This is a genomic window from Nocardia sp. NPDC058519 (genome assembly GCF_042719755.1).
Taxonomy (GTDB): Bacteria; Actinomycetota; Actinomycetes; order Mycobacteriales; family Mycobacteriaceae; genus Nocardia.
Genome location: NZ_JBHXNK010000007.1, coordinates 148,099 through 170,984 on the forward strand (window position 1 = coordinate 148,099; position 22,886 = coordinate 170,984).

The 22,886-nt window shown below is 67.9% G+C and carries 24 protein-coding genes and 3 pseudogenes; 21 read left to right on the top strand and 6 right to left on the bottom strand.

Features of this window, described 5'->3' with window-relative positions; all coding sequences use genetic code 11:
- Positions 1-9: 9 nt before the first annotated feature.
- Positions 10-240 (top strand): annotated as a pseudogene (locus ACFWPK_RS11185) (alpha-isopropylmalate synthase regulatory domain-containing protein); the annotation flags it as partial.
- 57 nt (positions 241-297) lie between these two features.
- On the opposite strand, the gene ACFWPK_RS11190 reads toward ACFWPK_RS11185, so the two are convergent.
- A complete protein-coding gene (locus ACFWPK_RS11190) occupies positions 298-558 on the bottom strand; it encodes a hypothetical protein (RefSeq protein WP_378914470.1) in 261 nt (86 codons plus the stop codon).
- Between the two features lie 140 nt (positions 559-698).
- Between ACFWPK_RS11190 and ACFWPK_RS11195 the strand changes: the two genes are divergently transcribed.
- Positions 699-1,211 carry a hypothetical protein gene (locus ACFWPK_RS11195; protein ID WP_378914471.1) on the top strand — a complete coding sequence of 171 codons (513 nt, stop codon included), beginning with the start codon at positions 699-701 and terminating at the stop codon, positions 1,209-1,211.
- A 27-nt stretch (positions 1,212-1,238) separates the two neighbouring features.
- Here the strand turns inward: ACFWPK_RS11195 and ACFWPK_RS11200 are convergent, their stop codons facing one another.
- Positions 1,239-2,246, bottom strand: coding sequence for a YeiH family protein (locus ACFWPK_RS11200; RefSeq protein WP_378914472.1), 1,008 nt, complete (start codon positions 2,244-2,246; stop codon positions 1,239-1,241).
- A gap of 107 nt (positions 2,247-2,353) precedes the next feature.
- Here ACFWPK_RS11200 and ACFWPK_RS11205 point away from each other — a divergent pair, with 107 nt between their 5' ends.
- Both ACFWPK_RS11205 and ACFWPK_RS11210 read left to right on the top strand, forming a co-directional pair.
- Positions 2,354-2,959, top strand: a complete 606-nt coding sequence (locus ACFWPK_RS11205; protein WP_378914473.1) for a YdcF family protein — start codon at positions 2,354-2,356, stop codon at positions 2,957-2,959.
- 36 nt (positions 2,960-2,995) lie between these two features.
- The gene (locus ACFWPK_RS11210) at positions 2,996-3,925 is read left to right on the top strand and encodes a LysR substrate-binding domain-containing protein (RefSeq protein WP_378914474.1); all 930 of its coding nucleotides are present in this window, start codon (positions 2,996-2,998) and stop codon (positions 3,923-3,925) included.
- On the opposite strand, the gene ACFWPK_RS11215 is transcribed toward ACFWPK_RS11210, so the two are convergent.
- Positions 3,922-4,080, bottom strand: coding sequence for a hypothetical protein (locus ACFWPK_RS11215; protein WP_378914475.1), 159 nt, complete (start codon positions 4,078-4,080; stop codon positions 3,922-3,924). The genes ACFWPK_RS11210 and ACFWPK_RS11215 overlap by 4 nt on opposite strands.
- A 61-nt stretch (positions 4,081-4,141) precedes the next feature.
- A pseudogene (locus ACFWPK_RS11220) lies at positions 4,142-5,068 on the bottom strand (glycosyltransferase); the annotation flags it as partial.
- Positions 5,069-5,125: 57 nt separating this feature from the next.
- Here ACFWPK_RS11220 and ACFWPK_RS11225 point away from each other — a divergent pair.
- From ACFWPK_RS11225 to ACFWPK_RS11275, 11 genes and pseudogenes are all read left to right on the top strand, one after another.
- Positions 5,126-5,719 (top strand): TetR/AcrR family transcriptional regulator, encoded by a 594-nt coding sequence (locus ACFWPK_RS11225; RefSeq protein WP_378914476.1) that lies wholly within the window; start codon positions 5,126-5,128, stop codon positions 5,717-5,719.
- A gap of 161 nt (positions 5,720-5,880) precedes the next feature.
- Positions 5,881-6,690 carry a GntR family transcriptional regulator gene (locus tag ACFWPK_RS11230; RefSeq protein ID WP_378914477.1) on the top strand — a complete coding sequence of 270 codons (810 nt, stop codon included), beginning with the start codon at positions 5,881-5,883 and terminating at the stop codon, positions 6,688-6,690.
- Positions 6,691-6,695: 5 nt separating this feature from the next.
- Positions 6,696-9,420: pseudogene (locus ACFWPK_RS11235) on the top strand (fumarate reductase/succinate dehydrogenase flavoprotein subunit).
- Positions 9,420-9,647, top strand: a complete 228-nt coding sequence (locus ACFWPK_RS11240; protein WP_378914478.1) for a ferredoxin family protein — start codon at positions 9,420-9,422, stop codon at positions 9,645-9,647. Before ACFWPK_RS11235 ends, ACFWPK_RS11240 begins: the two are co-directional and overlap by 1 nt.
- Before the next feature lie 10 nt (positions 9,648-9,657).
- Complete coding sequence (locus tag ACFWPK_RS11245; RefSeq protein WP_378914479.1) at positions 9,658-11,070, top strand: ABC transporter substrate-binding protein; 1,413 nt, start codon at positions 9,658-9,660, stop codon at positions 11,068-11,070.
- Between the two features lie 29 nt (positions 11,071-11,099).
- On the top strand, positions 11,100-11,963 hold the full coding sequence (locus ACFWPK_RS11250; protein WP_378914480.1) for an ABC transporter permease: 864 nt from the start codon (positions 11,100-11,102) through the stop codon (positions 11,961-11,963).
- On the top strand, positions 11,960-12,715 hold the full coding sequence (locus ACFWPK_RS11255) for an ABC transporter ATP-binding protein (RefSeq protein ID WP_378914481.1): 756 nt from the start codon (positions 11,960-11,962) through the stop codon (positions 12,713-12,715). The genes ACFWPK_RS11250 and ACFWPK_RS11255 overlap by 4 nt, the downstream gene beginning before the upstream one ends.
- Positions 12,712-13,047: a ferredoxin gene (fdxA, locus tag ACFWPK_RS11260; RefSeq protein ID WP_378914482.1), complete on the top strand. Its 336-nt coding sequence runs from the start codon at positions 12,712-12,714 to the stop codon at positions 13,045-13,047. Before ACFWPK_RS11255 ends, fdxA begins: the two co-directional genes overlap by 4 nt.
- The gene (locus ACFWPK_RS11265) at positions 13,044-14,420 is read left to right on the top strand and encodes an FAD-dependent oxidoreductase (protein WP_378914483.1); all 1,377 of its coding nucleotides are present in this window, start codon (positions 13,044-13,046) and stop codon (positions 14,418-14,420) included. The genes fdxA and ACFWPK_RS11265 overlap by 4 nt, the downstream gene beginning before the upstream one ends.
- A gap of 10 nt (positions 14,421-14,430) precedes the next feature.
- Positions 14,431-15,561: an Mrp/NBP35 family ATP-binding protein gene (locus ACFWPK_RS11270; protein WP_378914484.1), complete on the top strand. Its 1,131-nt coding sequence runs from the start codon at positions 14,431-14,433 to the stop codon at positions 15,559-15,561.
- A gap of 77 nt (positions 15,562-15,638) precedes the next feature.
- Positions 15,639-16,466: an IclR family transcriptional regulator gene (locus tag ACFWPK_RS11275; RefSeq protein ID WP_378914485.1), complete on the top strand. Its 828-nt coding sequence runs from the start codon at positions 15,639-15,641 to the stop codon at positions 16,464-16,466.
- On the opposite strand, the gene ACFWPK_RS11280 is transcribed toward ACFWPK_RS11275, so the two are convergent.
- Positions 16,463-18,151, bottom strand: coding sequence for an FAD-binding dehydrogenase (locus ACFWPK_RS11280; RefSeq protein ID WP_378914486.1), 1,689 nt, complete (start codon positions 18,149-18,151; stop codon positions 16,463-16,465). The two genes, ACFWPK_RS11275 and ACFWPK_RS11280, sit on opposite strands and share 4 nt — an antisense overlap.
- 96 nt (positions 18,152-18,247) lie before the next feature.
- Here ACFWPK_RS11280 and ACFWPK_RS11285 point away from each other — a divergent pair, with 96 nt between their 5' ends.
- Together ACFWPK_RS11285 and ACFWPK_RS11290 are read left to right on the top strand one after the other, a co-directional pair.
- Positions 18,248-18,460, top strand: a complete 213-nt coding sequence (locus ACFWPK_RS11285) for a hypothetical protein (RefSeq protein ID WP_358059451.1) — start codon at positions 18,248-18,250, stop codon at positions 18,458-18,460.
- Between the two features lie 183 nt (positions 18,461-18,643).
- On the top strand, positions 18,644-19,297 hold the full coding sequence (locus ACFWPK_RS11290; RefSeq protein ID WP_378914487.1) for a cutinase family protein: 654 nt from the start codon (positions 18,644-18,646) through the stop codon (positions 19,295-19,297).
- A 6-nt stretch (positions 19,298-19,303) separates the two neighbouring features.
- Here the strand turns inward: ACFWPK_RS11290 and ACFWPK_RS11295 are convergent, their stop codons facing one another.
- Positions 19,304-19,906, bottom strand: a complete 603-nt coding sequence (locus ACFWPK_RS11295; RefSeq protein ID WP_378914488.1) for a TetR family transcriptional regulator — start codon at positions 19,904-19,906, stop codon at positions 19,304-19,306.
- A gap of 149 nt (positions 19,907-20,055) precedes the next feature.
- Between ACFWPK_RS11295 and ACFWPK_RS11300 the strand changes: the two genes are divergently transcribed.
- From ACFWPK_RS11300 to ACFWPK_RS11315, 4 genes are read left to right on the top strand one after another with little or no spacing between them, the layout of a single operon-like run.
- Positions 20,056-21,282 (top strand): alkane 1-monooxygenase, encoded by a 1,227-nt coding sequence (locus ACFWPK_RS11300; protein ID WP_378914489.1) that lies wholly within the window; start codon positions 20,056-20,058, stop codon positions 21,280-21,282.
- Positions 21,279-21,455: a rubredoxin gene (locus ACFWPK_RS11305; protein WP_378914549.1), complete on the top strand. Its 177-nt coding sequence runs from the start codon at positions 21,279-21,281 to the stop codon at positions 21,453-21,455. The genes ACFWPK_RS11300 and ACFWPK_RS11305 overlap by 4 nt, the downstream gene beginning before the upstream one ends.
- Positions 21,452-21,634 carry a rubredoxin gene (locus tag ACFWPK_RS11310; protein WP_378914490.1) on the top strand — a complete coding sequence of 61 codons (183 nt, stop codon included), beginning with the start codon at positions 21,452-21,454 and terminating at the stop codon, positions 21,632-21,634. Before ACFWPK_RS11305 ends, ACFWPK_RS11310 begins: the two co-directional genes overlap by 4 nt.
- Positions 21,631-22,824 (top strand): NAD(P)/FAD-dependent oxidoreductase, encoded by a 1,194-nt coding sequence (locus ACFWPK_RS11315; RefSeq protein WP_378914491.1) that lies wholly within the window; start codon positions 21,631-21,633, stop codon positions 22,822-22,824. The genes ACFWPK_RS11310 and ACFWPK_RS11315 overlap by 4 nt, the downstream gene beginning before the upstream one ends.
- The last annotated feature ends 62 nt before the right edge of the window (positions 22,825-22,886 follow it).

Below are 22,886 nucleotides of genomic sequence, written 5' to 3' on the forward strand. Positions count from 1 at the left end.
CATGACGGCATCGAGCGGCACTCGGTACACCACAGTGCGGGCCCGGTCGATGCCCTGACCGCCGCACTCGCCGGGGCGGGCCACCCCATCGAAATCCTCGGCCTGACCCAGCATGCCGTGGACAGGGGCGCCGACAGCACGGCGGTGAGCTACGTCGAATACCGGGCGGCAGGTCGCAACGGTTGGGCGTTCGGCCGCGACACCTCGGTCGTGGCGGCCGCACTCGAAGCGGTGATGAACGCGGTCAACGCGACAGGTCAGGTCGATCGGGGCGGCCGCACTGCCGGCCGCCCCGTATCAGTCCGCTTCGCCCTCGCACCAGTCGTCGAAAGCGTCGAACTCCGCCTCGTACTGGGGTGGGATCGAATCCTCGACGGCATCCTCGATCGGGTCCCAGGCCTCGTTGCACCCCGCGGGCGCCGGCGGCCACGACTCGATGAATTCGACCAACGGCGACGAGGGCGGCTCGGGTTCCTGGGCCGCCGCGGTACCCACGGTGGCCAGAGTCAATGCCGCGGCGGCGCCCGCGGCGGCGATGATCCGGCAAACGCTGTTCATAACATCCTCCTGTCCGCGCCGACATGCGATGTCCGATAATCGTAACTTCGTAGTTCGCTGTGTGGCGGGGATGAGCGGGGTGCAACGTGGGGACGACCGAAGCCGATCGTGTCGAGGTGGATACCGTGGTGTGGGGGACCTTGGTGATCGAACGCTCCGAGGGGAGGGTGCGGACATTCCTGGCGTCCGATGTGGAGGTCTCGGTTGTCATCGAGCGGCGAGGACCTCGGACGCGAAAGCGATGCCACCTCGGTAGTCGGGACGCGAGGGCTATCTCCGCGGTTGTGAACGGTCGTGCTCTTGCCATGGACATCGGGCGGGGAAAGCTTCTCAAGCGCAGCTATCGCATCACCGCTGTGGTCGACGGCCGCTATCTCAGCATGCGTCCCAAAGACATCGAGACGGCGACGTTCGTGAACGGAAAGCCGCACGAGATCGAAAATGACTTCGGTGAGCTGACGGTGAAGGCCGATGGCACCGTCGACGTATTCTGGGCGCTGCCGACGAAGGTTCTCAACCGGACGATCGAGCCACCCGTACCCACCGCGGAGGACGTACTCATCGGCTACGCCATCGCTGCGGCGTTCGGAACAGGGTCCCTGTCTTTCACGACGATTCTGATGGGTTTCGTCGCCGAGGCGATTCCCGGCTGAGCCGGCGGTGGCGCCAAACCACCGCCGTCACCACCACCCCGTCAGGTACATCAGGCCGAGGCTGGTGGTGCCGAGGATCAGGCCGAGGGCGCCGCCGAGGATCAGTGGGCGGATGCCCGCGGTGCGCAGGCGGGCCAGGCTCAGGGATGTGCCGATGGCAGCGAGGACGGCGGCGATGAGCCAGCTGCTGGTGGTGGCGAGCGGCTCGGTGAGCTCGGCGGGGATGATGTCGAGGCCCGCGATGACGGATGCGGCCAGGAACAGGACCACGAAGAGGGGAACCGCCTGGCGCAGGGAGGCCTGGGGTAGATCGGTCTGCTCGGCGATGTGGCGGCGGCCGACGTGCAGGCCCAGGCAGAGCGGGATGATGGCGAGGCTGCGGACCATTTTCACGATCACCGCGAATTGCGCCGCACCGGCACCGAAGATGACGCCCGCGGCCAGGACCGACGAGGTGTCGTTGATCGCGGTGCCCGCCCACAACCCGAACGCCTCCTGTGACAGCCCGAGAGCGCGGCCGAGCGGCGGATACACCAGCACGGCGGTCACATTGAAGATGAAGATGGTGCCGAGGGCGTAGGCGACGCGTTGTTTGTCGGGTCGCAGGACCGCGGTGGCGGCGGCGATCGCGGACGCGCCGCAGATTGTCGTGCCCACGGCTATCAGGGTCGCCGACTCCTTGTCCACCGCCAGCATCCGTCCGACGAAGAACGCCGCAACACCGCCGACGAGCAATGTCCCGAGTAGCACCACCGCCGTCTCGCGCCCCACACTCAGGACCGACCCGAGCGGCAGGCCGAGCCCGAGCAGCACGATCGCCAGCCCGAGCACCCGCTGCCGGGCGACGTCGAGTCCAGGGCCGAAGGTCTCGCCGGTCACGTCCTTGCGGCGCAGGACCATCCCGGCGACAGCGCCGGCGCCGAGCGCGAGCACCGGCGCACCGACCATCGGCAGCGCCTTGCCGACCGGCGTGGCCACGGTGGCCAAGAGTGCGGCAAGGGCCAGACCGGGAGCGAGAGTGTGTACGCGGTTCACTCCTTCACCATCGCGCCACCGAGGATCCCGAGGTAGAGAGCGAATTCGCAGGTACCCATCAACGTGGCTTATGGGCCTGCCGACGGCGTGTGTGGTTTGCTGGAGAGGTGCGGAAACGAACCGGGCTGACTATCGCCACCGGTGTCGGGCTGATGTTGTGGGGTGAATGGGCGAATCGGCGCGCCTCCCGTCGGGGCGTCGGTTCTCCGCGCGCGGGGTCGGAAGCGATCGTGGTGCTGGGGTATCGCAACACTGGTTCGCGTGCCAACGGCATGAACCGGTGGCGGGTGCGTGCCGGCCTGCGATCCATCGATCCGCGCGCGACCGCGACCCGCCTCGTCCTGTGCGGGGGCGCCTGCGCCGGCCCGGAGACCGAGGCGGCGCTGATGGGGCGCTACGCCGTGGAAACCTGCGGTTACGCCGGCGAACTCGTGCTGGAGGAGTCGAGCCGATCCACTTGGGAGAACATCGCTTTCGCGATCCCGTACCTGAAGGATGTCGACCGGATCAAGATCGTCTCCCTGCCGACGCATGCCGAGACCGCCCGCGCCTATCTCGCGGAACAGAGCCCGGAACTGGCCGTCCGGCTCGTCCCGGGACGGGAGTATCGGTTCGGCGAATGGATGCCGCTGAAACCGGTGTTCGCCCTCTACGTTGTGGCGAAGACATTGCGTGGCCGATTCGGCTATGTCCACGGCGGCGACAGTGCCTGATGTGGTGTCGCGCCACCCGTCGCCCATAATCGGGCCATGACCCTGCCGCCCGGAACACCCGACCTCGAGGTCCTCGATCTCCTCGTGTCGGTGGCCGAGCTGGGCAGCCTGGGCGCCGCCGCTCGCAGACACGGGGTGAGCCAGCCCGCCGCGAGCATGCGGATCAGCGCACTCGAACGCCGCATGCACGTGAAGCTGCTCGACCGTGCACCGACCGGCTCCGAACTGACCGACGCGGGCCGCGCCGTCGTCGCGCACGCTCGTACCGTCCTCGCCGCGGTGCACGACCTCGTGGACGACCTCGCCCGGCTCCGCGCCGCACAGGCCCCACGGTTGCGCATCGCCGCCTCCAAAACCATTGCCGACCACCGCATTCCGCATTGGCTCGCCGCCCTGCGCGCCGATCACCCCGAAGTCGTGATCTCCCTCGAAGTCGAGAACTCGACCCAGGTCGCGGGCCTCGTGCGGGACGGCACCGCCGATCTCGGCTTCGTCGAAGGCCCACATCCACCGGCCGGACTCGGCAGTCGCGTACTGGGGGCCGACGACCTCGTCGTAGTCGTGGCACCGAATCATCCATGGGCGCAACGGAAGACCCCGGTCACGCTGGCCGAGCTGGCAGGCACCGCCCTGCTGTGGCGCGAACCCGGATCGGGCACTCGCGACACCGTGTGGGACCTGCTCGCCACCGCGGCCGCACCCGCAGGCCCGGCCGCGGAACTCGGGTCGACCGCCGCGATCGTCGCAGCGGCCCGAACCGGCATGGCACCCGCGGTCCTGAGCCGACTGATCGCCGCGCCCGACCTCGTCACCGGCACCCTGGTGGAAGTCCCTTCGGCCGATGCCGCCCGCCTGACCCGCAAATTCCGGGCCATCTGGCGCCGCAACACCCCGCCGACCGGGCCGGGCGAACTGCTCGTGGAGCGGGCAGCGCTGCTCGAGACCGCGCGCGGTCGAGCGTCCTAGCCGAGCGTTTCGAGCACGGCAACGGCCTTCGCCGCGCCGCCGTAGCCGCTGATGGTGACGGCCAGCTGTTTCGCGGCCGAGGCGAAGCTGCCGTCGCCGAGGATCTGTGCCGCGGTCCGCGCGATCACCTCGTTGCTCGCATCGGGCATCAGCATCAGGCCGCGCTCCGAGGGTTCGGACCTGTTCGGCGTTGAAGAACTGATCGCGGCCCATCGGGGTGCACAGCAGCGGCACACCACGACCGAGCGCGGCCATCGTCGTGCCGAGCCCCGCGTGGGTGATCACCAGTGACGCCGACGGAAGGATCTCGGCGTGCGGCACATACCGCACAACCTGGGTATCCACCCCCGCACGCACTGTCGCCGGGTCGATCGCCGCGCCGGTCGTGACGATGGCGCGCACCGGCATCTGTGCGACCGCGTCGACACACCGCTGCAACAGCTCGGCCTGACCTTGCTCGCTCGTGCTCAGCGCGACCAGGACCAGCGGTTTCGAACCGTCACCGATATCGACCTCGTCGATCTCACGCGACAGCGCGGGTGCGTCGAGCACCGGCCCGATGCGTACCACGTTGGCTGCGTCCGGCCCGTCGGGCTCGAACTCCTTGGGTACCGCGACGAGCGCCTGCGCGCACGCGTCGTGGATCTCGGCGAGGCTCTCGATCGCGGGCAGGCCGAGTTCCGCGCGCCCCGCGTTCGCGAGCGCGATACCCGGCGCGAACATCTCGACCAGTGGTCCGCCCCGGAAGATGGTGTACGCCGTGTGGAACAGCGTCGCGGTGGGAGTGCCCGATGCCAGCGCGACATCGATAGCGGTGAAGAGCAGGCAATCGACGAGCACCGCATCCGCGGGCTCGCGGTCCAGCTCCTGCGCGAGGTCGCGCGCGACGGCCGAACTGAAGCACAGTTCCTCGATCATGAGCTTCACCTCGGCTTCGAAGTCGTCCGGGGTGTATATCGCGTCCCAGCCCTCGCTCTGCGTCAAGCTGACGAAGCGGGCGCCGACATCGGCGCATCGTTGCACGATCGTCTCGTGGCCGAGTATTCGGACGTCGTGGCCGCGATCGACCAGGGCACGAGCGATGCCGAGAGTCGGGACGAGGTTCCCCGCGCCGTCCCAGGTGCTGATCAGATAGCGAGCCATGACGTTCCTCCTCGAGGATTAGCTTGACAGCTTGTAAAGTACGGTATGGTTGACAGCGTGTCAAGTGGCGGACGTCCCCAAACCCGAACTCAGATCCTCGAGTCGGCGCGCGCGATGTTCGAGGAACACGGCTATCACGGCGCCGGCCTCGGAGCTATCGCGAAGGAGGCCGGGGTCTCACGCCAGGCGATCTACCTCCATTTCCCGTCCAAGGTCGAGTTGTTGACCGACCTGCATCTGCACATCTACGCCACTGATGTCGTTCCGGCCGTCGAACGGCATCCGATCACGGACACGATGACCGCGTGGGAGGCGCTCGACGCGACGATCGCCGCCGATGTCGAGGTCGCGTCCAGGGTGTGGCGGATTCACGAGGCGCTCGTGGTGGCTCGGCGCCAGTATCCGGAAGTCGAGGAGACCTTGCGGGTCCGCGAGGCCGATCGCTACGGCGAGCTGCTCGATATCGGGCGCCGGCTCGAACGAGACGGCGTACTGCCGCCGAAGGCCGACGTCGCATCGGTGGCCGACATGCTGTGGGGCCTCGTGAACACCGGTACCTACGGGAATCTCGTCAACGAACGAGGTTGGTCGCTCGACCGGTACAGGTGCTGGGTACGTGACACGATCCGCCTCCATCTCGGCGCCGACTGAGTCCGCCGGGCGCCGAGTTCCCCACTCCGGTAGTGGTGGGATTGGCAGGTGTGTCGGCATCGCCGCAGGTCACGGCCCTCACCGACGATCAGGAACTGGCGTAACCATCCGGTAATTGCCCGAAACGTCCCTTGTAACGTGGCGTTCGCAGCATTTGCCGCATGACAGCCACTCCAACCTCCTCGGCGAGGCCACGGCCTCCCGATCCGGGTTCGGGCAGACGCAGCGCACCGGCCCGGCGCATCCGCGACATCCTGCGGGCCCGCATCCGCAGCGGCGTCTACGGCACTCGCGCACTGCCCGCCGAAGCTCAGCTCGCCGCCGACTTCGCCACCAGCCGCAATATCGTCCGCGACGCACTCACCCTGCTGCGCGACGAGGGCCTGATCGACCGTGTCCCCGGGGCGGGCACCTTCGTCGTCGCAGACAAGGCGGTACAGGGTCTCGACCGGCTGCGCGGCCTCGCCGAAACCTTCGAGACCAGCAGCGACCGGGTGGTGAACCAGGTCCTGCTCGCCGAGATCGTGCCCGCCACACCGCTGGTCGCCGAACGGCTCGAGCTCCAGCCCGGCGATCCGGTCGTGGCACTGGAACGGGTGCGCTACCTCGACGGCGCGCCACTGTCGCTCGACGCCAGCTACCTCACCGCCGACGTCGGCATCCCACTACTGGACAAGGACCTCACCGGCTGCGACGTGTTCGGCCTCCTGGAAGCCGAACTGGGACTGCCCCTCGGCTCGGCCGCGGTCGCGATCGAGGCGGTCGCCGCCGACCCCACCGTCGCCGGACTGTTGCAGGTCCGCGCGGGATCTCCGCTGCTGTTCCTCGAGCGGCTCACCTACACCGATTCCGGTCGACCCGTCGATCTCGAGTACATCCGCTATCGCGGTGACCGGTTCTCCCTGTCCGGGCGGCTCGACCGCGTCCCGGTGACCCCGCGGCGCACCCGCGACAACCACGAAAGGGCTTGATCCCCATGCAGATTCCACCGCTGACCGACCGGCGAGAACTGGTCTGCGATGTCCTGATCGTCGGCGGCGGCACCGCGGGCACCATGGCCGCGCTCACCGCCGCCCGCCACGGCGCCGACGTGCTGCTGCTCGAGAAGGCCCACGTCCGGCACTCCGGCGCGCTCGCCATGGGCATGGACGGCGTCAACAATGCTGTCGTCCCCGGCAAGGCCAGCCCCGAGGACTACGTCGCCGATATCACCGTCGCCAACGACGGCATCGTCAACCAGCGCACCGTCTATGAAACCGCGACAAGGGGTTTCGAGATGGTGCAGCGACTCGAGGGCTACGGCGTCAAGTTCGAGAAGGACGAGCACGGCGAATACGCGGTCCGCAAGGTGCACCGCTCCGGCTCCTATGTCCTGCCGATGCCGGAGGGTCGCGACGTGAAGAAGGTGCTCTACCGCACCCTGCGCGCCCGCGACGTCCGATCCAAGGTGACCATCAGCAACCGGGTGATGCCGGTGCGGGTACTCACCGTCGACGGACGTGCGGTCGGCGCGGTCGGATTCGACACGCGCACCGGCGAATTCGTCACCATCTCGGCGGGCGCGGTGATCCTGGCCGCGGGTGCGTGCGGTCGGCTCGGGCTGCCCGCTTCGGGCTACCTCTACGGCACCTACGAGAACCCGACCAACGCGGGCGACGGCTACGCCATGGCCTACCACGCGGGCGCCGAACTCTCGGGCATCGAGTGCTTCCAGATCAACCCGCTGATCAAGGACTACAACGGTCCTGCCTGCGCGTATGTGGCCAACCCGTTCGGCGGCTACCAGGTCAACTCCGAAGGCAACCGCTTCGTCGACTGCGACTACTGGTCGGGTCAGATGATGGCCGAGGTCAAACGCGAACTCGACAGCGCCCGCGGCCCGATCTACCTGAAGCTGAGTCACCTGCCCGATGCCACGATCCGCGAGATCGAAGGCATCCTGCACACCACCGAACGCCCCACCCGCGGCACCTTCCACGAAGGCCGCGGCACCGACTACCGCACCGGCGACATCGAGATGCACATCTCCGAGATCGGTTTGTGCAGTGGCCATTCCGCGTCCGGAGTCTGGGTCGACGAACACGCCGCCACCACGGTGCCCGGTCTGTACGCGGCGGGGGATATGGCACTGGTGCCGCACAATTACATGATCGGCGCCTTCGTCTACGGCGACATCGCGGGCGAGCACGCGAGCGAATTCGCCCGCAGCGCAGCACATCCGGAACTGCCCGCCGACCAGATCGAAGCCGCCCACGACCTGATCTACCGCCCGCTGCGCAATCCCGACGGCCCGCCCCAGCCGCAGGTCGAATACAAACTGCGCCGCTTCGTCAACGACTATCTCCAGCCGCCCAAGGCGCAGTCGTATCTGACGCTCGGCGTCGAAGCCTTCGAACGGATGCAGACCGAAATCGCCGCGATGGGCGGCCAGACCCCGCACGAACTGATGCGCTGCGCCGAGGTGACCTTCATTCGCGACTGTGCCGAGATGGCGGCGCGGGCTTCACTGCGACGCACCGAAAGCCGTTGGGGGCTCTACCATCAGCGCGCCGACTGGCCCGGACGCAACGATGCCGAATGGTTCTGCCACTTGAACCTGTATCGCGGGGCCGGCGGGGCGATGGAGTTCCGCACCAGGCCGGTCGCCCCCTACATCGTGCCGGTGCCGGGCTTCGTCCGTCCCGACGGCGTCGCCGACGTCTCCGCACCCGAACTCGTCGGCGCGTGGGGTGCGCGATGATCACACACCTGCCGAGCCTGAGGAATGTCGGCGACCTCGAAGTGGGAGGCGTCCGATGAGCGCCCGCCTGCTGGCCCTGCTCGAGCTGGCGGACGAGTGCCCCGAGCTCGACGAACTCACCCCGTTCATCACCGACCCCGACCCAGAAGTGCGCCGCACGGCACTGTCGGTGCTCAGCGAGACCACCGACGCCTGGGCCGAGGCCGCTCCGATCTTCGCCACGGCACTCGCCGATGCCGATGTCGACGTGCGTCACGCCGCCATCGGCTTGCTCACCGAACTCCTCGAGGTACTCGTGCCTGGTCCGGAATTCGATGCGGCACTGCGTAATTGCGTCGCTGCGACGGAACCGGCGGTGCGCTCGGCCGCGATCGAGGCGCTGTGGCGCCACCGCAGGGTGGATGCGGGTGAGCTGAGGCGATGGCTGGCCGATCCGAATGTCGCGGTGCGGCGCACGGTGGTCGCCGGCCTCACCTCGGTCGACGCGCTCGACGAACTCGCCGTCGCCGCCGACGACGAAGACAAGGAAGTGCGGATCAGTGTCGCGAAAGGTATCGCGGCAGTGGGTGATCCGCGCGGCGCGGTGACCCTGCTCGCCTTGGCCGCCGACCCCCAGCCGCTCGTCCGGGCGGCCGCGCTGTCGAGCCTGGCGGGTACCGGCTGCGACGAGCAGGCCGCCGCGACGGCCACGGCGTCCATCACCGACCCGGCATGGCAGGTCCGGCAGGCGGCGGCGATCGCCCTGGCCGCCGCCGACCCCGAACTCGCCGCGGCACCGCTGCTGTCGGCGGTCGCCGATCCCAACCTCGACGTCCGCAAGGCGGCAGTGCGCGCACTGGCCGAACGGATCGCCGAGCGACGCGACATCACCTCGGCGCTGCAGACGGCTCTCGACGACCCGGACGCCGACGTCCGTGCCTTCGCCCGCATCGGCATCGCCAACTCTGGAAAGGAACTCTGATGGCCCTGGTCAATGCCCGCCTCGATGTCCCCGTCTCGGTCGACGAGGCGAAATGTATCGACGGCTGCACCCTCTGCGTGGACATGTGCCCGCTCGATTCCCTTGCCATCCACCCGGATTCGGGCAAGGCCTACATGCACGTCGACGAATGCTGGTACTGCGGGCCGTGCGCCGCGCGATGCCCGGTCGGCGCCGTCACCGTGAACATTCCGATCCTGTTGCGTTGAGAGAGCCATCATGAGCATCCGAATCCCCGCGCTGCTGCTCGGCATCGCCGCGGTCGCTTCCCTGGCCACCGGCTGCGGGGGCGCCGACGACGGCAAGACCGTCACCGTGAACATCGGCTACCAGTCCAAGACCATCAACACCGTCACCGCCGGCACCCTGCTGCGTGATCGCGGCACCTTCGAGGCCGAACTCGCCGAACTCGGCAGGGCCAAGGGCCTCACCTACAAGGTGGAGTGGAAGGACTTCGCCGCGGGTCCACCGCTGACCGCGCAGATGCTGGCGGGTCAGGTCGACATCGGCTCGATGGGCGACGCGCCGATCCTGGTCAACGGCTCCAAGACCCGCGACCACGCCGACGTGAAGTCCGAACTGATCGCCGTCACCGGCTACAACCTGCGCGGTTCGCTGAATCAGATTGTGGTGCCCACGGATTCGAAGGCGGCCACGATCACCGACCTGCGCGGTGAGATCGTGTCGACCAGCGTCGGGTCGGCCGCGCACGGCATGCTCGCCACCGGGCTCTCGGCGGCGGGTCTGGCCCTCGACGAGGTGAAACTGCTCGGCCAGGATCCCGCCGTCGGCGCCTCGGCGCTCCAGGGGGATCAGGTGGCCGCGCTGGCGCAATTCGTGCCGTGGCCACAGAAACTCGTCTACGACGGCAAGGCGAAACTGCTCTATGACGGTGGCAGCGCGGGCATTCCGACCTTCCACGCCGTCGTCGCGAGCGAACGCTTCGGCACCGGCAACCCCGACATCGTCACCGCGTTCCTCACCGCGGTACGCAAGACCACCGACTACCTCAACGAGAACCCACTCGAGGCCGCACAGCGAGTCGCCGAGATCACCGGGTTACCGGCCGAGGTCGTGTACCTCTACAACGGCCCGAACGGCCTGGTGAGCTTCGATCCGACGATCAAGACCCAGCAGGTGGACGCGCTCGGCAAGCTGCTGCCGTTTCTGAAAAGCCTTGGCGCGCTCTCGGATCTGGACCTCGGCGAGTTCGTCGACGACCGCTATGTGCGCACCGTCTACGGCGCCGATTACGACACCGCCCGCGCATCGGTGGCCGCCCCCGCATCACTGACCGGCACCGATGCCACCTGCGGGGGAGCGGTGGACGGCCTCGCTACCGCCTCCGAGGTGTGGTTCGCGAACACCCCGACAACCACGGTCGCCAAGACCCCGACCTGTCTGCTGCGACAGATCGCGGCCGCAGGCACCACCGTCCGCGCCGCCTACGTGCCCGACCACAGCACCGGCACCCGGCTGTTCGCCGCCACCGCGACCTGGGTGAGCGATCCCGCCGCGGGCCCCGACGACCGGCTGCTGCCCTTCGCGACCCGTACCGACGCACAGCAGTACGCCGCCGCCCATCCGGGCGTCACGGTGATCGACTACCAGGCAGCACTGAAGGCCCGCTAGATCCGTCACGTGAGACCAGGAGGCTCACCATGACCGTTTCCATCGAACCACGCACCGCGCCCGTCGCGGCACCCGAAACCGCCACCACGCCAACGAGTTCACCCACCCGTTTCGCCGTTCCCGCCAAGGCGCGCAAGGCCGCGCTGACCGCCGTACCGCTGTTCGCGCTGTTGCTGGCCTGGTACTTGCTCACCACCAACCAGGTCGTGTTCTGGCTGCGCTTCGACAAGATCCCCACGCCCGCACAAGTATTCGATTCCTTTCGCACCCAGCTCGGTGCGTCGACCTACTACCGTGACATCTTCTCCAGCACTCGCCGCATCCTGATCGGCTTCGGCCTGGCCACGGTGTCGGGTGTGCTGATCGGCATGGCGGTCGGCCGCTCGGCCGTGGTGAGCGCACTCGTGCGGCCGGTGCTCGAAGTATTCCGGCCCATCCCGGCGATCGCCCTGGTGCCGCTGGCCATCCTGCTGTTCCCGACCGGTGAACAGGGCATCGTGTTCATCACCTTCTTCGCCGCGTTCTTCCCGGTCGCGGTGAGCACCATCCACGCCATGCACGCCCTGCCCAAGGTATGGGAGGAGGCGGCACACACCCTCGGCGCGCGCCGACGCGACATCCTGTTCCAGATCGCCCTGCCCGGCGCACTACCGGGCATCTTCTCCGGGCTGTCGGTGGCGATGGGCGTGGCCTGGATCTGCGTGATCAGCGCGGAGATGATCTCGGGTCAGTTCGGCATCGGGTACTTCACCTGGCAGTCCTACGGGCTGCTTGACTATCCGGGGGTGATCGTCGGGATGCTCACCATCGGGCTGCTCGGCTGGTTCACCGCCTGGCTGGTCGAACTGGCGGGGCGCCGGGTGAACCGGTGGCTGCCAAGGGCGCAGCGATGAGCGCCGGCGCCGCGGTGCGGCTCGACGGATTACGTATCGCCTACGGCGAAAGTCTCGCCGCCGAAGTCGATCTGGATGTCGACGCGGGGCAGATCGTGGTGCTGCTCGGTCCGTCGGGCTGCGGCAAATCCACCGTGTTGCGGGCGATGGCCGGGTTGCTGCCGCCGATCGGTGGGACGGTCACGGTCGACGGTGGACCCTCGGCGCAGCACTGCTCGATGGTGTTCCAGGAGGACGCGTTGCTGCCGTGGCGGACCGCCCGGCGCAATGTCGAGTTCGCGCTGAAACTGCGCGGGGTGTCACGCCGCGACCGTCGCGTCGAAGCCCAGCAACTACTGAACCTGGTGGGGCTCACCGACTTCGGTGACCATCTACCCGGTGCGCTCTCGGGCGGCATGCGCCAGCGTGTGCAGCTGGCACGGACGCTGGCCGCGCGACCACGAGTGCTGCTGATGGACGAACCGTTCGGCGCCCTGGACGCTCAGACCCGCGCCGATATGCAGCGGCTGCTCATCTCGGTGTGGCGGCAACGCCGGACCACGGTGCTGTTCGTGACGCACGACGTCGACGAGGCGCTGCTGCTGGCCGACCGGATCGTGCTGCTCACCCCGCGCCCGGCCCGCATTCAGCGCGTCATCGAGATCGCCTCGCCGCGCGCGCCCGGTGCCCGCTTCGAACCCGAATTCGCGCGTCTGCGTTACGAAATCCTCGCCGCCCTCGGCGAGCCCAACGAGAAGGAACTACAGCCATGACCTTCGTCATCGGAGCCGCCTGCGTGGACGTCATGGATCGCGCCTGCGTGGAGGAATGTCCCGTCGATTGCATCTACACCGGCGACCGGATGGCCTACATCCATCCGACCGAGTGTGTGGATTGCGGTGCGTGCGAACCGGTCTGCCCGGTCGAGGCGATCTATCTCGACGATGACATCCCGGCCGGGCAGGAAGGTTTCGTCGCCACGAACGCGGCCTTCTTCGACACGGCGCTGCCCGGCCGCGCCGGTGCGCTCGGTTCGCCGGGCGGCGCGGGCACGGTGGGTGAGCTCGGCGTGGACACGCCGTTCGTCGCGGGGTACGAGAAGTGAGAACTCCACTGCGGGTAGCGATCATCGGCGCCGGGCCCGCCGGTATCTACGCCGCCGACGCCTTGATGAAGTCCGATGCCTGCTCGGACGGGGGAGTGAGCATCGACCTCTACGAGCGCATGCCCGCGCCCTTCGGCTTGATCCGCTACGGCGTCGCCCCCGACCACCCACGCATCAAGGGCATCATCACCGCCCTGCACAAGGTCCTCGACAAAGACCAGGTCCGCCTGCTCGGCAACATCGACTACGGCACCGACATCACCCTCGACGACCTGCGCCAGTTCTACGACGCGGTCATCTTCTCCACCGGCGCCAACGCCGACCGGGCGCTGGCCATCCCCGGTATCGACCTCGACGGCTCCTACGGTGCCGCCGACTTCGTGTCCTGGTACGACGGCCACCCCGACGTCCCCCGTGCCTGGCCCCTCGAGGCCGAGAAGGTCGCCGTCCTCGGCGTCGGCAACGTCGCCCTCGACGTCGCCCGGGTGCTGGCCAAGACCGGTGACGAACTCCTCCCGACCGAGATCCCCCCGAACGTCTACGAAGGACTCAAGGCCAACAAAGCCCTCGAGGTCCACGTCTTCGGTCGCCGCGGCCCCGCCCAGGCCAAGTTCACCCCCCTGGAGCTGCGCGAACTCGATCACTCGCCGACCATCGAGGTCATCGTCAACCCCGAAGACATCGACTACGACGAAGGCTCCGAAGCCGCCCGCCGTAACTCCAAGCAGGTCGACATGGTCGCCAACACCTTGGAGCAGTGGGCCATCCGCGACCACGGCGACCGCCCGCACAAGCTGTTCCTGCACTTCTTCGAGTCGCCCTCTGAGGTGCTCGGCGAAGACGGCAAGGTCACCGGTCTGCGTACCGAACGCACCCAGCTCGACGGCACGGGAAATGTGAAGGGCACCGGCGAATTTCGGGAGTGGGACGTGCAGGCCGTCTATCGGGCGGTCGGCTATCGCTCCGAAGACCTCGCCGACCTCCCCTTCGACGACCGCACCGGCACCATCCCCAACGAATCGGGGCGAGTGCTGATCGACCCGAACGCTCGCGAGGGCGCGCGCTACCTCGACGGGGTGTACGTGACCGGCTGGATCAAGCGCGGCCCGGTCGGCCTCATCGGCCACACCAAAGGCGACGCGGGCGAAACCGTCGCCTGCCTGCTCGCCGACCGCGCGCTGCTGACACCGGCGTCTCGACCGCACCCCGACGCGGTGACCGAACATCTCACCGCCGCGGGCATTCCCTTCACCACGTGGGAGGGCTGGTACCGGCTCGACGCCCACGAACGCGCGCTGGGCGAACCCGAAGGACGCGCGCGGATCAAGGTCGTCGAACGCGCGGACATGCTGCACGCCAGCCTGTCCCAGTGAGGAGAAGCTCATGGAACCACCCACCGAACAGCAGATCAGGACCGCGCTCGCCGGTGTCGACGATCCCGAGATCGGCCGTCCCATCACCGAATTGAACATGGTCGAGTCCATCGCCATCGACGCGCAGGGTCGCGTGGCTGTGCGAATCCGGCTCACCGTCGCCGGCTGCCCCCTTCGGACGAAGATCGGAAACGATGTCCGCGCCGCCGTGACCGCTGTACCCGGCGTCGCCGGTACCGACATCGACTTCGGGGTGATGACCGAGGAACAGCGCCGCGACCTGCGCATCCAGCTTCGGGGACCTGATTCCGAGAGCGTTTCCGCGCTGGCGCGTCCGGATTCACCGACCCGCGTGTACTGCGTGGTCTCGGGCAAGGGCGGCGTCGGGAAGTCCAGCGTCACCGTCAACCTGGCGGTCGCCCTGGCCCGACGTGGGTTGCGCGTCGGCATCATGGACGCCGACGTCCACGGTCACTCGGTGCCTGCGATGCTCGGCATCACCGCCGCGCCGACACTGGTCGAGCGGATGATGATGCCGCCCACCGCGTTCGGCGTTCGTGTCATTTCGATCGGCATGTTCGTCGACGACAATGCTCCCGTCGTCTGGCGCGGGCCGATGCTGCACCGCGCATTGCAGCAGTTCGTCAACGATGTCTACTGGGGTGAGCTGGACATCCTCCTCATCGACATGCCGCCGGGCACCGGCGACATCGCCATCTCCCTGGCCCAGTTGCTACCCACCGCGCAACTGCTCGTCGTCACCACGCCGCAACGCACAGCGGCCCGCATCGCCGAACGCGCGGGTGCTGTCGCCGCGCAGACCGGTCAGCGGGTGGCGGGCATCATCGAGAACATGTCCTGGTACGACACCCCCGACGGCATCCGGCAGACCCCCTTCGGCGCGGGCGGCGCCACCGCGGTGAGCCGGGCGCTGAGCGGTCTGCTGGACACCTACTGCCCCGTCATCGGCCGGATCCCCTTCGACCCGGCGGTCTGCGCGGCGGGTGATCAGGGCGCTCCGTTCGTCGACACGGACCCCGACTCCGCACCCGCCATGGCCATCGGAGAGATCGCGGCAACCCTCGCGCCGATCGTGCGCCGCGCGCTGCCGGTGACGCTGGTCAGCCCGGTGCCGGCCTGAGATCGAGGCGAAATAGTGCGTAAGCGGAGCTGACGGCTCTAGTCTGATACCGCTACGCACTGTGGAGGTTGGATCACATGACGGTCGAGATCGTGACCGAGCCGGCGCCGGAAAGCCTGTGGACCGGGTCGGGCCGGGCGACCGGAACACCGCCGACGTCGATGATCGAGCGGATGACGCTCATTCTGGACGCGTTCGACGCCGCCACACCCACGCTCACGCTGCTCGGGCTCGCCGAACGCACCGGGCTGCCGCGCTCGACCGTGCACCGCATCCTCGACCAGATGATCCGGCTGCGCTGGCTCGCGCACACCCCGGGCGGCTACCGGCTGGGCCTGCGGGTGCTCGAACTCGGTGGGCTCGCGGCCGAGCAGAACGAGCTGCGCGAGGTGGTGGGGCCGCTGCTCTACGAACTCAGTCAGCGCACCGGGCTGGTGGGGCACCTAGCCGTGCTGGACGGGCGCGAGGTGCTGTTCCTCGATCGGTCGGGTGGCCGCGGTCGGGTGGTCATCCCGACCCGCATCGGCGGCAGGCTGCCCGCACACTCCACCGCGGTCGGCAAGGCGCTACTTGCCACGCTGGAGCCCGGCATCGCGGAGGCCTCGCTGCGCGGCAATGCCGTGGCGCGGACCGCGCGCACGATCGTCGACCGGGCCGAACTGCACCGCGAACTCGCCCGCATCCGCAATCGTCAGGGCGTGGCCGTCGACACCGAGGAGTCGCTGCCGGGCGTCGGCTGCGTAGCGGTGCCGATCCGCGGCCGCGGTGTCGCGGTCGCCGCGATCTCGCTGTCGGGCACGGTCAAGGGTGAGCGCACCGCACTCGACACCGCGCGGCTGGCTCGTGCGCTCGCCGAGGTGGCCAAGGAGGCATCGCGCACCCTGGCCCCCCGGCACCCGCACTAGGGCGTGCGCCGCGCGATCGCCCGACCGGCCGCGCGACCCGAGAAGATGCACCCGCCGAGGAACGTGCCCTCCAGCGCGTTGTAACCGTGCACGCCGCCACCGCCGAACCCGGCGACCTCACCGGCGGCATACAGCCCCGCGAACACCGAGCCGTCCGGGCGCAGCACCTGCGAATCGAGGTCGGTCTGCAACCCGCCCAGGGTCTTGCGGGTCAGCACATTGAGGCGTACCGCGATGAGCGGGCCGTGCGCCGGGTCGAGGATGCGGTGCGGTTTGACGACACGGACCTTGTCCCCGAGGAACTTTCGGGCGTTGTTGATCGCGGTCACCTGCGCGTCCTTGGAGAACGAGTTCGCGACTTCGCGGTCCCTGCCCACGATCTGGTGTTCGAGGGCGGCCACGTCCAGCTTCGGCCCGCGGGCGAGCTCGTTCATGCCGTCGACCAGTTCGGCCAGCGAGTCGGCGACCACGAAGTCCACGCCGTGCTGCTTGAACGCCTCCACCGGGCCGGGCGCGCCCTTGGCGAGCCTGCTGCGCACCGTGAACTTCAAGTCCTTGCCGGTGATGTCGGGATTCTGTTCCGAACCCGACAGCGCGAATTCCTTCTCGATGATCGACTGGTTGAGGACGAACCACGAGTAGTCGTAGCCGGTCGACAGGATCTGGCGCATGGTCTCGTTGGTGTCGAAACCGGGGAAACACGGTGCGGGCATACGGTTTCCGTTCGCGTCGAACCACAGCGACGACGGGCCGGGAATGATGCGGATGGCGTGGTCGGGCCAGATCGGATCCCAGTTGTTGATGCCTTCGGTGTAATGCCACATCCGGTCGCGGTTGACCAGTGCCGCCCCAGCCTCCTCGGAGATGCCGAGCATCCGGCCGTCCACATAGGCGGGGACACCGGAGATCATGGTCTCCGGGCACGGGCCGAGACGTTCAGTGGGCCAATTGCGGCGGATGAGGTCGTGGGCGTGACCGATGCCGCCCGAACTCACGATCACCGCGGGCGACCGGAAGGTGAACTCGCCCACCACATCCCGATTCGACGCCTGGCCGCGGTCGGTGTCGGAGGGTGCGAGGACGCTGCCGCGCGCACCGGTGACAGCGCCGTCTTCGACGATCAGCTCGTCGACGCGATGCCGGAATGCGAAGCGCACCAATCCTTTCGCCTCACCGGCCAGGACCGGCTCCAGGAACACACGGAGCACTTCGGGCCCGGTTCCCCAGGTGAGATGGAACCGGGGGACCGAGTTGCCGTGCCCGCCGGCCAGACCGCCGCCCCGCTCGGCCCAGCCGACCAGCGGGGTGAAGCGCAAACCCAAGGCGTGCAGGTAATCCCGCTTCTCGTCGGTGGCGAACCGCACGTAGGCCTTCGCCCATTCGCGGCCCATCCGGTCCTCGTCCTCACGGTCGAAACCGGCCGAACCCAGCCAATCCTGCAGTGCCAGTTCGTAGGAGTCCTTGATGCCCATCCTGCGCTGCTCCGGGCTGTCGACGACGAACAACCCACCCAGCGACCAGAACGCCTGCCCGCCGAGGTTGGCGCGATTCTCCTGATCGAGGACCAATACCTTGCGTCCGGCGAGCACCAACTCGTGCGCGGCGACCAGGCCCGCCAGTCCGGCACCGACGACAATCGCGTCGGGGGAGAAATCTTCGGTGGGCTCAGGCGCTGTGCTCGACATGCACGGAACGTAGCATTGGTTCGTCGGCGGGTGGGGGCAAGTCCTGGAAAACGCCCTGACCAGCGATATTTCATTCTAGGAAAGGCTCGACAACTCATGAACGTCCGTACCCGTACCGGCGCTGCCGTCCTCACGCTCGCCGTGGTGGCCGGCCTCGGCGCCACCTCCTGCTCGAAATCGCGTTGGTGTGAGCGCGACCAGGGCGATGTCCACGTCGCGGACTCCTACTGCGAACGCGGTGTCGCGGGCTACGAGTGGGAGCCTGATCACGACAAGCCGAAGTACAAGAAGAAGCCCAAGAAGCACTGAGATCCGGCAGCGGCGTTGTGCCGCAGGCGATCCGAGATGTAACCGTGGCGCAGCCGATGCCGAGTTCGCGCCATGTAGATGCAGGTCAGCGGGTATTCCACCACTGAGCACACCGAATGCCGTTGGGTAGGAGGTGAATCGCTCTTTCTCTATTTCTCACAACGGCGTGAGTGGGTGGGCACGATGACCTATCGGAAGGCAATTCGTATCGTCGCAAGGCATACAGCGCGAGCGCTGTTGGTGTTGCTACTGGCCGCGGGAATCGGGACAGCGATGTCCCCTGGACTGACAGCATGGGCGCAGAGCTGCGCCACGCTCGATGTCGTGATCGCCCGCGGCACAGCAGAACCCGGCTATCTGGGAGCCGCCATCGGCGACCCGCTCTACGCGGTACTGAGCGCGCAACTACCGGTGGACACCACCGCCCACCGGGTCGAGTACCCAGCCGACCTACTGGTGCCGAGCTCGATCAGCGACGGCACCCGGGCCATGACCAGCCACCTGGTCAACCAGGCCGCCGCCTGCCCCGACCAGCGCTTCGTTCTCGTCGGCTACTCCCAGGGCGCGGTGGTGGCCCACGGTGTGCTCGGCTCGGCGCCGCTGCCCGGCATGTGGGTACTGCCGCCGGAGCTGTCCTCGCGCGTTGTCGCGGTGCTGCTGTTCGGTGATCCATTGCGACTCATCGGCGGCACGGTCCCACCGTGGTACGCCGACCGCACCGCGAACTATTGCGCCGCAGGCGATCCGGTGTGCGCGGGCGGGATCTTCCCGGCCGCGCACGGCAGCTACGAGTGGGCGTTCGCGGCCGCAGCCGGACAGGTGGGCACGCGATTGTGAACCCGCTCAAGCGGCGGGCATGACCCCCGACATCACAGCGCCGATCTGCGCCACCGCGCGATCGACGCTGCCTGTCGGCTGGAACAAGTGACTCAATGTCAGCCGGACCATGATCTCGACGATCGAGGTCAGCTCGTCGTCGGTCAGGTCGGCGAATTCGTACCGCTCGCGTGCGGTGGCGGTGAGCGCGGCGACGGCCCGTCCGAGTACCGGTTCCGGGTCGCTCACCAGGGCGGGCAGCAAGGCCGTGTCGGCATCCTGGCGAGCTGACAGCACGGCCTTGATCAGGGTGTTGTCGCCCGCGGTGCGCAGCGTGTATTCGGCGGCGGCGGTCATGCCAGCGCGCGGGTCGGCCGGGTGTTCGGCCAGCGTCTCGGCGATGCCGGCCAGGTAGATGCCGGTCTCACGCTCGATGAGGGCATCCGCGAGCGCCTGCTTGGTGCCGATCTCCTTGTAGAGGACCGGCCTGCTGATGCCGACCTCCTTGGCCACCCGCGACATGTTGACCGCGCCCCAGCCCTCGGTGACGACCATCGTGCGCGCGGCGTCGATCATCCGGTCGCGCAGCAGTTGGCGCATTTCTGCCTGAAAGTTCGGTGGTTCGGCCACGTGATCATCCTACATGTGCCGGTCGATATGCTCGATTGCTGACAATCTGCTCACTTGTGTATCTATTCTGAACAACACGCGCTAATGTGTAAACGAAGGCGACTTCGGGCGGGTATGTGTTCGGAGTCTCGGTGATCAGGAGAATGGCAATGACGACATCTCGAAGCATCGACAACGAAGCATCGACCACCCCGCCGCACTGGCGAGATCCCAAGCGCTACCTGTGGCTGTTCGGCCTCGTCGCCCCCAGCGCGACGATGCTGGCCGCCGGATTCGTGTGGATCTTCAACCAGCTCGGCTGGCAGGTCGTCGCGCCCGTGTGGTGGTGGATCGGGCCGATCCTGTTGTACGTCTTGTTGCCCACCCTCGACCGGTTCTTCGGGCCCGACGGCAAGAACCCGCCCGAGGAGGTGATGGAGCAGCTGGAGAACGACAAGTACTACCGCTACTGCATCTACGCCTACATTCCACTGCAGCTGTTCAGCCTCGTGTTCGCCTGCTATCTGTGGACCGCGGACAATCTGTCCTGGCTCGGCATCGACGGTGGTCTCGGCCTGATCTCCGAGATCGGCCTTGCCTTCTCCATCGGCACGATGGGCGGGGTCGGCATCAACACCGCGCACGAACTCGGCCACAAGAAGGACGAACTCGAGCGCTGGCTGTCGAAGATCACCCTCGCGCAGACGTTCTACGGGCACTTCTACATCGAGCACAACCGTGGCCACCACGTGCGCGTCGCGACGCCGGAGGATCCGGCCAGCGCACGATTCGCCGAATCGTTCTGGACCTTCCTGCCGCGCAGCGTGTGGGGCAGCTTGACGTCCTCGTGGGAGCTGGAGCGCACCCGCATGCAGCGGCTGGGCAAGAGCACCTTCTCCCTGCAGAACGACGTGCTCAACGCCTGGCTCATGTCGGTCGCGCTGTGGGTGGTGCTGGTCGCGGTGTTCGGTCCGTCGATCCTGCCGTTCCTGGTGATCCAGGCGATCTACGGCTTCTCGCTGCTGGAGACGGTGAACTACCTCGAGCACTACGGTCTGCTCCGGCAGAAGACCGCATCGGGCCGCTACGAGCGCTGCACGCCCGAACACAGCTGGAACTCCGACCACATCGTCACCAACATCTTCCTGTACCACCTGCAACGGCACAGCGACCATCACGCCAACCCCACCCGCCGCTACCAGATCCTGCGGCACATGGACGGCGCGCCCGAGCTGCCGAGCGGCTACGCGAGCCTGATCGGCCTGGCGTACCTGACTCCGTTGTGGCGCAAGGTGATGGACCATCGCGTCCTCGCCCACTACAACGGCGACATCACCCGGGTGAACATCCAGCCCAGCAAGCGGGCGAAGGTACTGGCGAAGTACGGAGTGAACTGATGGCTTACCTCTGCCCCGTGTGCGACTACGTCTACGACGAGCGATTCGGTGCTCCCCGTGAGGGTTTCGCGCCCGGCACCGCCTGGACGGAGATCCCCGACGACTGGTGCTGTCCCGACTGTGGCGTGCGCGAGAAGCTCGATTTCGAACCGAAGGAAGGCGTGTCCCGATGAACGACTACCGATTGTTCCAGTGCGTCCAGTGCGGCTTCGAGTACGACGAGGCGCTGGGCTGGCCCGAGGACGGCATCGAACCCGGCACCCGCTGGGACGACATCCCCGACGACTGGTCCTGCCCCGACTGCGGCGCCGCCAAGGCCGATTTCGACATGCGGGAGGTGAGCCGCGGATGAGCGCGCGGATCGTCATCGTCGGCGCAGGCGTCGCCGGTGCCACCGCCGCCCAGACCCTGCGCCGGGAGGGCTACGGCGGGGAGATCGTGCTGGTCGGTGCGGAACCCGACCTGCCGTATCGTCGGCCCGCGGTCTCCAAGGAACTGCTCGCGGGTACCACACCGTTCCAGCGCGTGGTACTGAAGCCGTCGACGTTCTGGGCCGACAACGCGATCGATCTGCGCCCGGCCACCCTGGTGCGTGCGGTCGATACCGACAGCGCGACAGTGCGATTGAGTACCGGCGAGGTACTCGGTTACGACAGTTTGCTGCTGGCCACCGGAGCCGGCGCGCGCACCATCGATACCGCGTCCACTCGCGTGCACACGCTGCGGAGATGGTCCGACGTCGCCGCGTTGCAAGGCGCGATCGACGCGGGCGGCTCGCTGCTCATCATCGGCGGCGGACTGATCGGCTGCGAAGTCGCCGCGACTGCCCGAGGTCTCGGTGCTGACGTGACCCTGCTGAACGCGGGCCCGGCACTGCTCGATCGAATAGTGCCGCAGACCGTGTCGGACCTGGTTCGCGACATCCATGTCGAGAACGGCGTCGTGGTCGAAAACAGCGTCACCACAACGCAGCTCGTGGACACCCGCGATGGTGTCACCGCCACGACCGCCGACGGCCGCACCTTCACCGCGGCAGCCGCCCTGGTCGCCATCGGTTCGGTCCCCGACACCGCCGTGGCCGAAGCCGCGGGCATCGCGGTGAACGACGGCATCGTCATCGACCAGCACTACCGCACCTCGGCCCCCGCCGTCTTCGCCGCGGGCGACGCCACCACCGGATTCAACCCCCGCCGTGGCGAATTCGAACGCGGCCAGCACTGGAACACGGCGATGTCCGACGGCGCCGCGGCCGCGAAAGCCATCCTCGGCCACCCCGCCACCCCCGCCGAAATCCCCTGGGGCTGGACCGACCAACACGGCCTCTCGATGCAGTTCGCAGGCTGGATCCACCCTCACGACGAACTGGTCGTCGACGGCGACCTGGATTCCAGGGACTTCCTCGCGATCGCCCTGCACGACGGCCGCCCCGTCGGCGCCGTCACCATGGCAAGACCGAGAGAGCTCCGCGCGACCCGAACCCTCATCGCCGCGGGGGAGCGGTGGTCACCGGCTGCTTCCCTCGACCTCGTTCGATCGCGCTGAAGTAGGTGGAGTAGTCACCGAAACTCGTCGCCCATCGCGGTCAGTAATTGGCCGCGATGGGT